This window comes from Aminobacter carboxidus, from assembly GCF_014863355.1.
GTDB classification, from domain to species: Bacteria; Pseudomonadota; Alphaproteobacteria; order Rhizobiales; family Rhizobiaceae; genus Aminobacter; species Aminobacter carboxidus.
Map to the genome: position 1 here is coordinate 344809 of NZ_JACZEP010000004.1, position 13649 is coordinate 358457.

Consider the following 13649-nt stretch of genomic DNA (forward strand, 5'->3'; position numbering starts at 1 on the left):
TGCCGACGATCCCGCCGCTGAATGCGGAACGGATCATGGATGCCAACCCTCGCCTGACTCGACACAAGAAGCCGACATTCGCCGAGCTGTTCACGCCCAAGCTGGTGACGGTCCTGCGAGAGGGCTACCGCGGCTCCCATTTCAAGGCCGACGCGATATCCGGGCTGACGGTGGCGATCGTGGCGCTGCCGCTGTCGATGGCAATCGCCATCGCTTCGGGCGTCTCGCCCGACAAAGGCCTGTTCACCGCGATCATCGGCGGCTTCATCGTCTCGGCGCTCGGCGGCAGCCGCTTCCAGATCGGCGGGCCGGCCGGCGCCTTCATCGTGCTGGTGGCGGCAACCGTGGCGCGCGAAGGCGTCGACGGGCTGATCCTCGCCACTGCCATGGCTGGGGTGTGCCTGACGGCGATCGGCTATCTCAGGCTCGGAACCTACATCAAGTTCATTCCCTATCCGGTGACAGTGGGTTTCACCGCAGGCATCGCCGTGATCATCTTCGCCAGCCAGATCAGCGAGATGTTCGGACTGACGCTCATCGGCAAGGAACCGGGTCCGCTTGTGCCGAAGTTGATGGCACTGGTTGATGCGATGAGCACGGTCAACATTGCGGCCCTGGGGATTACGGTGCTGACCATTAGCACCATCCTAGTGCTCAAACGCTGGCGCCCCGGCTGGCCGGGCATGCTGATCGCGGTCGGCGTCGCATCCGTGGCCGTTGCCCTACTGGCCCTGCCGGTAGAAACCATCGGCACACGCTTTGGCGGCATTCCCCGAAGCCTGCCCTGGCCTGCCCTGCCAGTCTTCAGCGTAGACAAGGCGATTGCAGTGCTGCCGGACGCGCTTGCCTTCGCGCTGCTCGGCGCGATCGAGTCACTGCTGTCCGCCGTCGTTGCCGACGGCATGACCGGCAGGCGGCATCGCTCGAACTGCGAACTGGTGGCACAAGGCTTTGCCAATATCGGTGCCGCGCTGTTTGGAGGCATCTGCGTGACCGGTACGATTGCCCGAACGGCAACCAATGTGCGGGCGGGCGCGCACGGCCCGGTATCAGGCATGCTGCATTCGGTGTTCTTGCTCGCCTTCATGCTGGTCGCCGCACCGCTTGCCTCCTACATCCCGCTCGCTGCATTGGCCGGCGTGCTGGCGGTCGTGGCCTGGAACATGGTTGAAAAACAGGCCTTCGCGACACTGATCCGCTCGTCATGGGGCGACGCGTTAGTGCTGATGGTCACATTCCTGCTGGTGGTGTTCCGCGACCTGACCGAAGGCATCGTCGTCGGCTTCGCACTCGGCTCGATCCTGTTCATCGACCGCATGGCAAAAAGCATTGCGGTGGAGAGCGATCAGCCGCTGGTGCAGGAGGATGTCGCCGACGCCACCAATGGCAGCCGCCACGCCTATGAGGCGAGCGATGCGGGCGATGCCGACACCGTCATCTACCGTATCTCGGGCGCGTTCTTCTTTGGTGCGGCCTCGACGGTGGGGGCTGTGCTCGACCGCATCGCCGACCAGCGCAAGAACTTCATCCTCGACTGCTCAGGCGTGCCGTTTCTCGATTCAACGGCGGCGAATGTGCTTGAAGGTGCCGCACGCAAGGCGCGACAGGCAGACGTCCGCTTCTTCATCACAGGAGCATCGCCGCAGACGCGGCGGATGCTGATAAGCCACGGCGTCAAGCACCCCGCCGTCAGCTACGCCGCCTCTGTTAGGGACGCACTCGACCTGCTCAAACCTGGGAAGACCGGCACCCAGGAGCGTTAGGCGAACTTGCGCTGGGCGTCGAGGGCGAGGCCGAGGCCGACGGAGCCGAAGGCATCGCCCTGGACGATCTGGGCGCCCGGCACCAATGCAAGGATGCTTTCGCGCGCCAGCGGAATGGCGGTCGAGCCCCCGGTCAGGAACACGGCGGTGATGTCCTTGGCGCTAACCTGCGCTTCGGCAAGCGTGTCGGCGACGGTCGCGGTGACACGCTCGACGGCGGTGCGGATGGTGTCTTCGAGACCTTGCCTGGTCAGCGATGCGGTGAACTTCGCTCCCGGCAGCTTGACGTCGATAGCGGTTTCGGCAGCATCGGTCAGCTCGATCTTGGCCTTTTCGACCTTGGTCGCCAGAGCATGGCCGAAGCGCTGGTCGACGACCTCGATCATCCTGTCGATGAGATCGGGCCGCTGGGCCTCGAAGCGGATCTGGCGCAGGTCAAGCATCGCCTTGGGCGTATAAAGCAGGTTGATGCGCTGCCACGTCGCGAGGTCGATGAAGTAACCCGCCGGCAGGTTGCGCTTGCCGTCCTTGGTCGGGGTGAGATAGCCGAGCTCGGGCATGACGTGGGCGATCGAGAGCAGGCGGTCGAAATCGGTGCCGCCGATATGGACGCCGCGATTGGCGAGAATGTCGGCCTTGCGATCGCCGGAGGCGGCGCGCTCGGGCGAGACACGGACGATGGAAAAGTCGGATGTGCCGCCGCCCATGTCGACGATCAGCGCCAGCTCTTCGCGCTTTACCGTGCGCTCATAGTCGAGTGCTGCCGCGATCGGCTCGAACTGGAAGTCGATGTGCTTGAAGCCCTGGGCACGCGCCGCCTTTTCGAGCTCGCTCTGGGCTGCCGCATCGGCTTCGGGATTGTCGTCGACGAACTGCACCGGACGGCCGAGCACGACGTTTTCAACCGGCTCACCGACGTGGCTTTCGAGGCGGTCCTTGAGATGGCCGACGAACATGCCGACGATGTCGGTGAAGGCGATGTAGCGCGCCTTGATGCGGGTCTTTTCGTGGACCAGCGAGGAGCCAAGCACGCTCTTGAGGGCGCGCATCAGGCGGCCTTCGGCGCCGTCGGTGTATTCGCCGATCGCGCGGCGGCCGAGTGCTGTCTGATTGTCCTCAAAGTTGAAGAAGATGGCTGACGGTAGCGTGACGTTCTCACCCTCGAGCGCAACGAGGCGCGGACAGCCGTTCTCGATAACGCCGACGGTCGAATTGGAAGTGCCGAAGTCTATGCCGCCGAAAGCCGGTCGCATCACCTAGTCCTGAATTTTCTGCATGAATGAATGGGCGACCCCAAGCTTCTGCCGGGCCGCAATCGGACCGTGCGCCTACACGACGGGGCGACAAATGTCGATGTCTGCAAGGCATTTTCCGGGAAAATGTGATCGCTGGCCCAATCCTCGTGGCATTCCCTGGATGCCGCTTTCGTGCGATATCGCAGCCATTCAACCGTGCCGGGTATCCGCCATGACCCTTACAGGTTTTCTTGCCTATAGCGGTGCACTTGCCATCGCCGCCGCTATTCCGGGACCGGGCATAACGGCGCTGGTGGCGCGCGCGCTCGGCTCGGGATTCCGCTCGTCGCTGGCCATGTCGCTCGGGCTGATGGTCGGCGACCTGACCTATCTCACCGCCGTCGTTTTGGGCCTGGCCTTTGTCGCACAGTCGTTCGGCATGGTGTTTTTGGCGATCAAGTGGCTCGGCGTCGCCTATCTCGCCTACCTCGCCTACAATTTCTGGACCAGCGGCATCACGCCGGAGACGGTCGAGGCGAAGAAGGGCAAGGGCGGGCTGTTTTCGAGCTTCCTCGCCGGGCTGACGGTGACTTTGGGCAACCCCAAGACGATGATCTTCTACCTGGCGATCACGCCGACGGTGGTCGACCTGCATTCGCTGACCCTTGGCGACTACGGCATTTTGGTCGCCATCACGATCGCCGTGCTGATGATCGTTCTGGTGCCTTATCTGCTGTTGGCCTCGCAGGCGCGCTGGTTCCTCAAGACGCCGCGCGCGCTCAAGCTGCTCAACCGCACCGCCGCCGGTTTCATGGTCGGTGCGGCCGCGGCCATCGCCGTACGCCAGTAACCTCGCAAGCTGGAAATTCATTCCCCATAATTGGCGTTCACGGAAACATGTTTCCGTGAACCTTGCCTAATCAGCACGACACCCACTCGGAATTTGCCCTGCGACCCCCTATCTTCGCAGTTCAAATCTCAGGCCTTTTTCGGGAGCGAAATCGATGAACAAGCCCGTTACCCCCACGCGCGTGCCCGGTCGCGGACGCATCTATGGCTCCATCACCGAAACGATCGGTGATACGCCGCTGGTGCGGCTCGACAAGTTCGCCAAGGAGAAGGGTGTCGGTGCGAACCTGATCGCCAAGCTCGAATTCTTCAACCCGATCGCATCGGTCAAGGACCGCATCGGCGTCGCCATGGTCGAGGCGCTTGAGGCCGACGGCCGCATAGAGCCGGGCAAGAGCACGCTGATCGAGCCGACCTCGGGCAATACCGGCATCGCACTTGCCTTCGCCGCCGCCGCCAAGGGCTACAAGCTGATCCTGACCATGCCCGAGACAATGTCGATCGAGCGCCGCAAGATGCTGGCGCTGCTCGGCGCCGAGTTGGTGCTGACCGAAGGCGCCAAAGGCATGAAGGGTGCCATCGCCAAGGCCGAGGAACTGGTGCAGACCATCCCCAATGCCATCATTCCGCAGCAGTTCGAAAACCCCGCCAATCCCGAGATCCATCGCGAGACGACGGCCGAGGAAATCTGGAACGACACGCAAGGCTCGATCGACATACTGGTCGCCGGCATCGGCACCGGCGGCACGATCACCGGTGTCGGCCAGGTGATCAAGAAGCGCAAGCCTTCGCTGCATGTCGTGGCCGTCGAGCCCGAGGGCTCGCCGGTGCTGTCGGGCGGCCAGCCCGGCCCGCACAAGATCCAGGGCATCGGCGCCGGCTTCGCGCCCAAGGTGCTCGACACGACCGTCTATGACGAGATCATCAAGGTCTCGAACGAGGATGCCGTGGCGAACGCGCGCCTGGTGGCCCGTCTCGAAGGCGTGCCGGTCGGCATCTCCTCGGGTGCGGCACTTCAGGCCGCCATCATCGTCGGCTCGCGCCCGGAAAACGCCGGCAAGAACATCGTCGTCATCATCCCCTCCTTCGCCGAGCGCTATCTCTCGACGGTGCTGTTCGAAGGGCTGGGCGGCTGAGGACGAAGCGTAGGTTTACGACGAACAATTTGAGGCTTGGCATTTGACCTCCTCCCGCTAACATGCCCGCAAGTCGGCGCAGATCAGAGCGCGGGCGCGTCAATGGGAGGAGAGATACATGCTGCATCTGAAGTCGAAGCTATTTGCTGCCGGCGCCGTGGCCATCGGTGTCGCCCTGGCCGCAGTTCCGGCCAAGGCGGAACAGTTCATCAACGTGCTGACCGGCGGCACTTCGGGCGTGTATTATCCGCTCGGTGTCGCGCTGTCGGAAATCTACGGCAAGAGCATCAAGGACGTGCGCACCCAGGTGCAGGCAACCAAGGCGTCGGTGGAGAACCTGAACCTTCTGCAGCAGGGCAAGGGCGAAATAGGCTTCGCACTCGGCGATTCCGTCAAGGCGGCCTGGGAAGGCGACGCCGAGGCAGGCTTCAGCAAGAAGCTCGACAAGCTGCGGGCGATCGCCGCCATCTATCCAAACTATGTGCAGATCGTGGCCGCCAAGGAATCCGGAATCAGCAGCTTCGCCGACCTGAAAGGCAAAAGCCTTTCCGTCGGCGCGCCCAAATCGGGCACAGAGCTCAATGCTCGCGCCATCTTCGGAGCGCTCGGCATGAGCTACCAGGACCTCGCCAAGACCGAATACCTGCCGTTTGGCGAGTCGGTCGAGTTGATCAAGAACCGGCAGCTCGACGCCACCTTGCAGTCTGCCGGACTTGGCGTCGCGTCGATCAAAGACCTTGCGGTGTCGTTGCCGATCACCGTCGTGGCGGTGCCGGCCGACATCGCCGAGAAGCTGGGCGCACCGTTCCAGGCCGCCACGATACCGGCGGGCACTTATGAAGGCCAGTCGGCCGACGTGCCGACGCTGGCGATCACCAACATCCTGGTGACAAATTCCGACGTGTCGGACGACCTCGCTTATGAAATGACCAAGCAGTTGTTCGACAATCTCGATCAGATGACCGCAGCCCATGCCGCGGCGAAGGCGATCTCCGCCGACAGCGCCGCCAAGGGCCTGCCCATCCCGCTGCATCCGGGCGCGGAACGCTATTACAAGGAAAAGGGCTTGATGTAGGCCCCGGTCCACGCACAGACCTGATCCAGCGGGGCGGCACCTGGCCGCCCCAACTTCCAACATAGCCCTTGCCGGAGCCAGCGATGTCGCGACCCGACGTTCCCGACGTCTCCCCGCCCGCAGCCGATTTCCATGACCCGACCGGCAGCGGCTTTGCCAAGACACCCGAAGGCCGGCTGCTGTTCTGGACGGCGGTTGCCTTCTCGCTGTTCCAGATCGCCACGGCGGCCCATGTGCTGAGCGTGCCGAGCCAGGTCCTGCGGGCGACCCATGTCGCCTTCCTGCTGCTGCTGGCCTTTCCACTGGTGGCGACAGCGCGCGGCGCCGGTGCGACCGGCAAGGCGCTGGCCTGGGGGCTCGCCTTCCTCGGCGTTGCTGTCGCGACCTACCAGTTCATCGAATATGAGCCGTTGATCCTGAGGGCCGGCGACCTGAACCAGGTCGACCTGGTCTTCGGCGTGATCGCCCTGGCAACCGTATTCCTCGCTGCCTATGCGATGATGGGACCGGCATTGCCGATCATTTCGGGAAGCTTCCTTCTTTACGCGTTGTTCGGCCAGTACCTGCCGTCGCCGTTGAACCATCGCGGCTACGACTTCTCGCAAGTCATCGACCAGTTGGCCTACGGCACCGAGGGTATCTACGGCATTCCTATCTACGTCTCGGCGACCTACATCTTCCTGTTCATCCTGTTCGGCTCGTTCCTCGAACGCGCGGGCATGATCAAGCTGTTCACCGACATCTCGCTGGGCTGCGTCGGGCACGCGCGCGGTGGCGCCGCCAAGGTGGCGGTCATCGCTTCGGGCATGATGGGCACGATTTCCGGTTCTGGCGTGGCCAACGTGGTGACCACCGGGCAGTTCACGATCCCACTGATGAAGCGGTTCGGCTACCGCCCTGCCTTTGCCGGCGGCGTCGAGGCGACCGCGTCGATGGGTGGGCAGATCATGCCGCCGGTGATGGGCGCGGTGGCCTTCATCATGGCCGAGACGCTGGGCGTGGAGTATTACGAGGTGGTGAAGGCAGCGCTCATTCCGGCCCTGCTGTATTTTGCCTCGGCATTCTGGATGGTGCATCTCGAAGCGGGCAAGCACGGGTTACACGGGCTGCCGCGGGCGGACCTGCCCTCGCCGGTCCGCGCGCTGCGCGAAGGCTGGTTCCTCATCCTGCCGCTGGCGGTGCTGATCTACCTGCTGTTTTCCGGGTACACGCCACTGTATGCCGGAACCATCGGCCTGGCGATGACGGTTCTGCTGATCCTCGGCGGCTCGGTGGCGCTGCGGCTGCCTTCAATGGTCATCCGGGTGGTCTTCTGGATCGGGCTTGGCCTGGTGGCAGCGAGCTTCTTTCGCATCGGCATCGGCGCGATCCTTGTTGCGGCAGCGGCCCTGATCGCCGTCAACGCCTTCGTCAGCGGGGGCCGCGACACGCTGATCTCGTGCCGCGACGCCCTTGCGGAAGGCGCCAGGACGGCGCTGCCGGTCGGCGTCGCCTGCGCCGTCGTCGGCGTCATCATCGGCACGATGACGCTGACCGGAGTCGCGACAACCTTCGGCGCGTTCATCGTTTCGGTAGGCGAATCGAGCCTGTTCCTGTCGCTGGTCCTGACGATGGTGACCTGCATCGTGCTTGGCATGGGCATTCCAACCATCCCGAACTACATCATCACCTCGTCAATCGCCGGGCCAGCCCTGCTCGAACTGGGCGTGCCGCTTCTGGTCAGCCACATGTTCGTGTTCTACTTCGGTATCCTGGCCGACTTGACGCCACCGGTGGCGCTGGCCTGTTTTGCTGCGGCGCCAATCGCGCGCGAGAGCGGACTGAAGATCTCGCTCGAGGCCATCAAGGTCGCGGCAGCAGGTTTCGTCATTCCGTTCATGGCGGTTTATACGCCCTCGCTCATGCTCCAGGAAGGCGGACCGATGGCAGCCGCGATCGGCTACTGGCCGGCAGTCGCCTACATCGTCTTCAAGACCGGGTTGGCCATCGCTCTGTGGGGGGCCGCAGTCGTCGGCTTCCTGCGCAGGCGCATGGCCGCATGGGAACGCCTGCTGGCAACCGCAGCGGCCTTCACCCTGGTCGCCGCCCTGCCGATGACGGACGAGATCGGTTTCGCGCTTGCGGCCGTCGTGATGGGGCTTCACTGGGTGCGCACGCGCGGACAGCCCGAAGCTGGAGCGGCGGCTGGGAGCAATAAGGCCTGACCGTGGGCTTATGCATCGTCGCCGGCTCAAAGGCGGCCGCGCTCGCGGTGACCGCCTTCACGCTGAGCTGGACACATTCGGTGGAGAAACTGCGCTGGGAAGAAGACTGGCGCGTGAGCGACGGCAAACTCCAGATCGTTGGCGCACGCGTGCAGGGCTCGGGCGCCGGCATGGACCCGCCTGAAGGCGCTGTCTTCGACAACGGCTGGTGGCGCTACACACCGAAGGTCGGCCCACAGGGAGTGCTTGTGCTGGCCGCATCGGGCGCCACCGGCGGCGGCTGGCGGCTCTGTTCCAGCGAAGGCTGCCTGACGCTTGGCGAAGACGCCGGAGCGGCGGTAATACTGCGCGCCTGCGACCCCGCACTCAGCCGCTGACCTGCCCGCTGCGTGAGGCTGCGTCGCCCCTGCGGCGCTTGAGGAACCGGCGCACGGCCAGGTCTGTTTCAAGGCCGATGGCGAGTTGGTAGGCCTTGTCGGCTTCAGCGAGGTTGCCTGAGAGTGTCAGCAATTCGGCACGCGCCGCCCAGTAGGGTTGGTACTCGTTGAGCCTGGTATCGTCGATGGCGTCGAGCAGGGCCAGACCTTGTTCGAGCGCCCCGGCATAGGCCACAGCCACCGCATGGTTGACGGCAACGACCGGCGAGGCAGAGAGTGTCATCAGGCCGGCGTAAAGGGTGGCGATCGCGGCCCAGTCGGTGCGGCCGGCAAATCGCCGCGCGGCGTGCGCCGACTGGATCGCCGCCTCGAATTGGTAGCGGCCGATGCCGTCGAGGGCGCCGGCACGCTGCAGCAGCGCGTCGGCCTCGCCGATCAGACCGGCATCCCACAACAGCGTGTCCTGTTCGCTCAGCGGCACAAACTCGCCTGAGGGGCCGCGACGGGCGGGCCGGCGCGCCTCCGCATGCAGCATCAGCGACAAAAGACAGAGCGCCTCCGGTTCGCCGGGCAGCAGATCGACAACCAGCCGGCCGAGCCAGATGGCTTCGGAAGCGAGGTTGCGCCGACGGGATTCGGCACCGCTGGCGTCCGTCCAGCCTTCGGAGAAGGCGGCGTAGATCGCCTCCAGCACCGCCGACAGCCTTTCGCCGAGCTCGGCCTTTTCAGGAATGCGAAACGGGATGCCGGCTTGCTTGATGCGCGACTTGGCCCGCACCAGGCGCTGGCCCATTGTCGAAGGCGAGACCAGGAAGGCGGAGGCGATGGTGGCGGCATCGAAGCCGAGCACGGCCTGCAGGATCAGCGGCGCGCGCACGCCTGCCTCGATCGCGGGGTGGGCGCAGGCGAAGATCAGGCCGAGCCGGTCGTCGGGAAACTTCTCGCGCGCCATCTCCTGCTCCAGTTCTTCGCCGATCAGCCTGAGATGGGCCTGGCCGGCCTCCCCGGTCATGCGTCGCCGCTGCTGGTCGATGGAACGCCGACGCGCAACTGTCAGGAGCCAGGCCTCGGGATGGTCCGGCACACCCGTCTCGGGCCATCTCGACAAGGCCGCGGCAAAAGCGTCGGCGAGCGCGTCCTCGGCACCGGCGAGATCGCGGGTGCGCGCCGAAAGATAGGCGACGAGCCTGCCGTAGCTCTGGCGGGCAGCGGCTTCCGCCGCCGCCCGCGCCCGTTCGACGCCTGTGGCCATTCCTAGCGGGTCGGCCAGATCGGACGGACCTCGACAGTGCCATAGTTGGCGCTGGGGCAGCGCGCCGCCCAGTTGAGCGCGGCATCGAGATCGGGCGCCTCGATGATGTAGAAGCCGCCGAGTTGCTCCTTGGTCGCGGCGAACGGGCCGTCGAGCACTTCTGTCCTGCCGTCGCGGACGCGGACTGTTGTGGCCGACGACGCACCCTGCAGGCGCTCGCCCGAGACCATCGCGCCGGCTTTGATCAAGGCTTCGTTGTAGGCCATGTAGGGCGCGCTCATCGTCTCCTGGTCCTGCGGGCTTGCCGCGGCGAAGGGCGTGTCGTCGTGGTGAAGCAGAAGCATGTACTGCATTGTCGTCTCCTGTTTTTTGCGGCCGCATCGTCGCGGCTGAACGGAAGTCGCGCGGCTTCGCCGGATTTCGACAAGCGGCAGAAACTTTTTCGGAGCTGAGCCTAGCACATGGAAATGGCGGGCTGGACCGGTGAAAATTCAGCCCTGGCGGGCATCCGTACGGCTTGAGCAACAGGACGGCAGCATGTCATATCCGACCGCTGGGGAGCGGCAGGGGAACAACAATGTACAGGCTTTATACGCGCGCCGGCAGCGGCGGCTTCGTCGTCGAGGCGGCATTCGAACTGGCGGGCGTGCCGTTCGAGCGCATCGAGGTGGTCAAGGGCGTCGAACCCGCCGCCGAGTTCCGCACCATCAGCCCGCTCGGCCAGGTGCCGGCGCTGGTGCTGCCGGACGGGCATGCGATGACCGAATCCGCTGCCATGTGCCAGCTGATCGCCGAACGCCATCCCGATGCGCGGCTGGCGCCCGCAGTGGACGCGCCGGGGCGCGCCGACTTCCTGCGCTGGATGGCTTTCCTGACCTCGGTGACCTATCCCGCACTGCTGCGCGAATATTACGCCCATCGCTACACGACCGACGCCGGCGGCATCGAGGCGGTGAAGGCAGCTGCCGTCGCCGAGGCCGAACGCAGCTTCAGCGTTGTCGACGCAGCACTCGAAGGGCGCGACTGGCTGGCCGGCGCGCATATGTCGATCGCCGACGTCTACCTGCTGATGCTGGTGTACTGGCACCCTGAGCCCGCCAAGATCGCCGCGACCTGGCCAAACCTCGAGCGCGTCTGCGCGGTTCTGCGCGAGAATGCACTGCTGAAGGAGCTCAACGTCAGCCACACGATGTGGTGAGGCGAACGGACCGCGCGAACGGGCCGATCGGCAAGGCGTCCGCGTCCGCGAAGAGGCGGCGCGCCAGATCTTCATCTTGTGTTGGAGCAGCCGGGCTTGCGCCGCCGGCAGGGCGGACAAGCCTTAGAGGCGAGTGGCAGAAATCGCCCGGCGTTCGCCGCGCAAGGTGGTCGAGCGGTGATCGCTTGTCGGCCGCGCGATACGGCTTTCGTGACGTCCGGTAACGGTCATGATCAGTGGAACGTCACGCGCGCCTGGAGCGTGCTGGTGCGACGTGCGCAGGCAGGTCCCGGACCACGCATATAGTGGCGTTCGGGGCGATAAGTCGGAGCGATGAATTCGCGAAACGCCACAGCGGCGAAAGTAAGGTGGTTCCAGATAGCCATTGTTCTTATCCCTGTCCGCCCGGGGCTCGTCCCGAACGTGAAAGCGATCATAGCCGGCGGATGTGAATCTTCGGTGAACGCGATGTTAATCTTCGTGTGAAAATGCGCCCGATCAGGGCTGAATTGCGTTCTTTTCTGGGCATTTAGGCCTGATCGGGCGGCATTGGTTAAGATGTGTCTTTTGCGCCACTGATGTAACCGCCAATTGCCGCGAAACTATCCACAGGTTTCGAGGCTCGGTTACATCGGGTCGGGCCATTCGCAGGGTCGTTGCGGCAGATCTGGCGTCAGGCGAGGAAGAGTTTCTCGAACGCCTTGCGTCCGGGCGGGGTGAATTCGACGACGCGGCTGCCGGCGGGACGGCGCGCCCATTTCTCGGCGAGGATCTTGTCGAGGATGGCGGTGCCCAGCGATCCCGCCAGATGCGAACGCCTGACGCTCCAGTCGAGGCAGGCGCGGCACATCGGCCGGCGCGAATTGCCGAGCGTCGAGGTGTCGATGCCGATCGTGGCGAAGAAGCCTGCGCCCACCGGCCCGAGCCGGATCTCCTCGTCGTCGCGCACGATGATCTCCTCGGCGACGAAACGGTCGAACATCGCAACGGCATGGTCGCCGGCGAGGTGGTCGTAGCAGACGCGGGCTTCGCGCATCGACTTGTCGCGCGGGCCGGGCCTGGCCCGCTTGGGGCCGGAATGAGCGGCGACGCCGCTGATCGCCTCGATCATGTTGGCGACCTCGGTGCCCGACAGCGCGTAGTAGCGGTGCCTGCCCTGGCTCGCCACCGTCAGCAGCTTGCCGTCCATCAGCTTGGCGAGATGCGAACTGGCCGTAGGCAGGGAGACGCCGGCTTCGAGCGCCAGTTCGCTCGCCGTCAGCGCGCCGCCATCCATCAGCGCGGTCAGCATGTTGGCACGCGCCGGGTCGCCGACCAGGCTGGCGATGCGGGCGATATCGGGACCTTCCTTCATGACACGACTACCTCCATGGTTCGATGGTAGTCGAAGCATTCTCGTCAGGCAATGCGTATTCTCCAACCCAACAAAGGAGGCCGCTATGACGACGAAAACCGAACGAGCCACCGCGCCGGAACGCCTGCCGCTCGGCGCGTTCGGCCGCGTGCTGAGGTTGCTGGCCGGCGGCTATGACCGCCATCTGCAACGGCTCGACCTTTCCGAACTGACCGACGAACAGCTCGACGACATCGGCATCAGCCGCCGCGACGCCGAACGCGAAAGCGCAAAGCCGTTCTGGCGTTAGCCTGCCACGCTATCCCGACCTGACGCTTCGATGCCGGCCTAACCGTGCTCAACATTTACGGAGACCAAGATGACCATCACCTGCTTCATCCGCTACGAGATCGACCCGTTTGGCAAGGCCGCCTTCGAGCAATATGCCCGTAACTGGGGCCAGGCGATCCCACGCTGCGGCGCCGACCTTCTCGGCTATTTCGCCCCGCACGAAGGCTCGGCGACGACCGCCTACGGCGTCTACAACATCGAAAGCCTGGCCGCCTACGAGGCCTACCGGGCGCGGCTCGCTGCCGACCCGATGGGCCGCGAGAACTACGAGTTTGCCCGACGGGAAAAGTTCATCCTCAAGGAAGACCGCATCTTCCTGAAGCTGGCATCGGGACCGCATGCGGCCCTGCATGATCCCGAAAAATTGCAGGCTTTTCGGACAGGGATCATGCAACAGGAAAGCGTCAAGCCATGATCGCGGTGATCTTCGAGGTCGAGCCGGCTGAAGGCCAGCGCGACGCCTATCTCGGCATCGCCGCCGACCTGCGCCCTCTGCTCGATGGCATCGACGGCTTCCTGTCGATCGAGCGGTTTCAGAGCCTGGCCAACCCCGGCCGGTTGTTGTCGCTGTCGTTCTGGCGCGACGAGGAGGCGGTGAAGGCGTGGCGCAACAGCCAGGAGCACCGGCAAGCGCAGATGGCAGGGCGCGGCGGGGTGTTTTCAGGCTACCGGCTGCGCATAGCACAGGTGGTGCGGGATTACGGGCTGGACGAGCGGGCGGAGGCGCCGAGGGATAGTCGGGAGGTGCACGGTTAGGTCGCGATCCATCGCGCCCCCCTCTGCTCTTCGGGCATCTCCCCCTCAAGGGGGGAGATTAGTCTCGTCACCGACGGCGCCTCATCCTGCGACTTTGGCTACTAGCGAAGTCGCGATGAA

15 protein-coding genes are annotated in these 13649 nt (G+C 64.8%); 10 read left to right on the plus strand and 5 right to left on the minus strand.

Translation table 11 applies throughout. From position 1 onward, the window contains the following. The first annotated feature begins 35 nt into the window (after positions 1-35). Positions 36-1763, plus strand: a complete 1728-nt coding sequence (locus tag IHE39_RS15950; RefSeq protein ID WP_192567130.1) for a SulP family inorganic anion transporter — start codon at positions 36-38, stop codon at positions 1761-1763. On the opposite strand, the gene IHE39_RS15955 is transcribed toward IHE39_RS15950, so the two are convergent. Further along, entirely contained in the window at positions 1760-3016 is a 1257-nt protein-coding gene (locus IHE39_RS15955) for an Hsp70 family protein (RefSeq protein WP_192567131.1), read from the minus strand. The two genes, IHE39_RS15950 and IHE39_RS15955, sit on opposite strands and share 4 nt — an antisense overlap. Positions 3017-3230: 214 nt before the next feature. On the opposite strand from IHE39_RS15955, the gene IHE39_RS15960 reads away from it, so the two are divergent. The 5 genes from IHE39_RS15960 to IHE39_RS15980 all read left to right on the plus strand — a co-directional run bounded on the left by IHE39_RS15960 (position 3231) and on the right by IHE39_RS15980 (position 8639). Continuing rightward, a complete protein-coding gene (locus IHE39_RS15960) occupies positions 3231-3848 on the plus strand; it encodes a LysE family translocator (protein ID WP_184770097.1) in 618 nt (205 codons plus the stop codon). Positions 3849-4002: 154 nt separating this feature from the next. Beyond that, complete coding sequence (gene cysK / locus IHE39_RS15965; RefSeq protein ID WP_184770096.1) at positions 4003-4983, plus strand: cysteine synthase A; 981 nt, start codon at positions 4003-4005, stop codon at positions 4981-4983. A 118-nt stretch (positions 4984-5101) separates the two neighbouring features. Continuing rightward, positions 5102-6058: a TAXI family TRAP transporter solute-binding subunit gene (locus IHE39_RS15970; RefSeq protein WP_184770095.1), complete on the plus strand. Its 957-nt coding sequence runs from the start codon at positions 5102-5104 to the stop codon at positions 6056-6058. 83 nt (positions 6059-6141) lie between these two features. After that, positions 6142-8262, plus strand: coding sequence for a TRAP transporter permease (locus IHE39_RS15975; RefSeq protein ID WP_192567132.1), 2121 nt, complete (start codon positions 6142-6144; stop codon positions 8260-8262). Positions 8263-8264: 2 nt separating this feature from the next. Further along, complete coding sequence (locus IHE39_RS15980; RefSeq protein WP_184770093.1) at positions 8265-8639, plus strand: DUF1850 domain-containing protein; 375 nt, start codon at positions 8265-8267, stop codon at positions 8637-8639. Here IHE39_RS15980 and IHE39_RS15985 read toward each other — a convergent pair. Then, on the minus strand, positions 8629-9891 hold the full coding sequence (locus IHE39_RS15985; protein WP_192567133.1) for an RNA polymerase sigma factor: 1263 nt from the start codon (positions 9889-9891) through the stop codon (positions 8629-8631). The genes IHE39_RS15980 and IHE39_RS15985 overlap by 11 nt on opposite strands. 2 nt (positions 9892-9893) lie before the next feature. Further along, on the minus strand, positions 9894-10244 hold the full coding sequence (locus IHE39_RS15990; RefSeq protein WP_184770091.1) for a YciI family protein: 351 nt from the start codon (positions 10242-10244) through the stop codon (positions 9894-9896). A 224-nt stretch (positions 10245-10468) separates the two neighbouring features. On the opposite strand from IHE39_RS15990, the gene IHE39_RS15995 reads away from it, so the two are divergent. Then, positions 10469-11089 (plus strand): glutathione S-transferase family protein, encoded by a 621-nt coding sequence (locus IHE39_RS15995; RefSeq protein WP_192567134.1) that lies wholly within the window; start codon positions 10469-10471, stop codon positions 11087-11089. A 233-nt stretch (positions 11090-11322) separates the two neighbouring features. On the opposite strand, the gene IHE39_RS16000 is transcribed toward IHE39_RS15995, so the two are convergent. Both IHE39_RS16000 and IHE39_RS16005 read right to left on the minus strand, forming a co-directional pair. After that, the gene (locus IHE39_RS16000) at positions 11323-11475 is read right to left on the minus strand and encodes a hypothetical protein (RefSeq protein WP_184770089.1); all 153 of its coding nucleotides are present in this window, start codon (positions 11473-11475) and stop codon (positions 11323-11325) included. Between the two features lie 287 nt (positions 11476-11762). Continuing rightward, positions 11763-12443: an ArsR/SmtB family transcription factor gene (locus tag IHE39_RS16005; protein ID WP_184770088.1), complete on the minus strand. Its 681-nt coding sequence runs from the start codon at positions 12441-12443 to the stop codon at positions 11763-11765. Positions 12444-12528: 85 nt separating this feature from the next. Between IHE39_RS16005 and IHE39_RS16010 the strand changes: the two genes are divergently transcribed. The 3 genes from IHE39_RS16010 (at position 12529) to IHE39_RS16020 (ending at position 13529) form a co-directional block, all read left to right on the plus strand. Beyond that, entirely contained in the window at positions 12529-12732 is a 204-nt protein-coding gene (locus IHE39_RS16010) for a DUF1127 domain-containing protein (RefSeq protein WP_184770087.1), read from the plus strand. Positions 12733-12801: 69 nt separating this feature from the next. Next, the gene (locus tag IHE39_RS16015; protein WP_184770086.1) at positions 12802-13188 is read left to right on the plus strand and encodes an NIPSNAP family protein; all 387 of its coding nucleotides are present in this window, start codon (positions 12802-12804) and stop codon (positions 13186-13188) included. Continuing rightward, a complete protein-coding gene (locus tag IHE39_RS16020; RefSeq protein WP_192567135.1) occupies positions 13185-13529 on the plus strand; it encodes an antibiotic biosynthesis monooxygenase family protein in 345 nt (114 codons plus the stop codon). The genes IHE39_RS16015 and IHE39_RS16020 overlap by 4 nt, the downstream gene beginning before the upstream one ends. Positions 13530-13649: the final 120 nt, after the last annotated feature.

Coding starts and splice junctions, on each gene's coding strand:
- IHE39_RS16010 (WP_184770087.1), top strand. CDS start 12,529: ATGACGACGAAAACCGAACGAGCCACCGCGCCGGAACGCCTGCCGCTC.
- IHE39_RS15975 (WP_192567132.1), top strand. CDS start 6,142: ATGTCGCGACCCGACGTTCCCGACGTCTCCCCGCCCGCAGCCGATTTC.
- cysK (WP_184770096.1), top strand. CDS start 4,003: ATGAACAAGCCCGTTACCCCCACGCGCGTGCCCGGTCGCGGACGCATC.
- IHE39_RS15995 (WP_192567134.1), top strand. CDS start 10,469: ATGTACAGGCTTTATACGCGCGCCGGCAGCGGCGGCTTCGTCGTCGAG.
- IHE39_RS16005 (WP_184770088.1), bottom strand. CDS start 12,443: ATGAAGGAAGGTCCCGATATCGCCCGCATCGCCAGCCTGGTCGGCGAC.
- IHE39_RS15985 (WP_192567133.1), bottom strand. CDS start 9,891: ATGGCCACAGGCGTCGAACGGGCGCGGGCGGCGGCGGAAGCCGCTGCC.
- IHE39_RS15960 (WP_184770097.1), top strand. CDS start 3,231: ATGACCCTTACAGGTTTTCTTGCCTATAGCGGTGCACTTGCCATCGCC.
- IHE39_RS16015 (WP_184770086.1), top strand. CDS start 12,802: ATGACCATCACCTGCTTCATCCGCTACGAGATCGACCCGTTTGGCAAG.
- IHE39_RS15970 (WP_184770095.1), top strand. CDS start 5,102: ATGCTGCATCTGAAGTCGAAGCTATTTGCTGCCGGCGCCGTGGCCATC.
- IHE39_RS15950 (WP_192567130.1), top strand. CDS start 36: ATGGATGCCAACCCTCGCCTGACTCGACACAAGAAGCCGACATTCGCC.
- IHE39_RS16000 (WP_184770089.1), bottom strand. CDS start 11,475: ATGGCTATCTGGAACCACCTTACTTTCGCCGCTGTGGCGTTTCGCGAA.
- IHE39_RS16020 (WP_192567135.1), top strand. CDS start 13,185: ATGATCGCGGTGATCTTCGAGGTCGAGCCGGCTGAAGGCCAGCGCGAC.
- IHE39_RS15990 (WP_184770091.1), bottom strand. CDS start 10,244: ATGCAGTACATGCTTCTGCTTCACCACGACGACACGCCCTTCGCCGCG.
- IHE39_RS15955 (WP_192567131.1), bottom strand. CDS start 3,016: ATGCGACCGGCTTTCGGCGGCATAGACTTCGGCACTTCCAATTCGACC.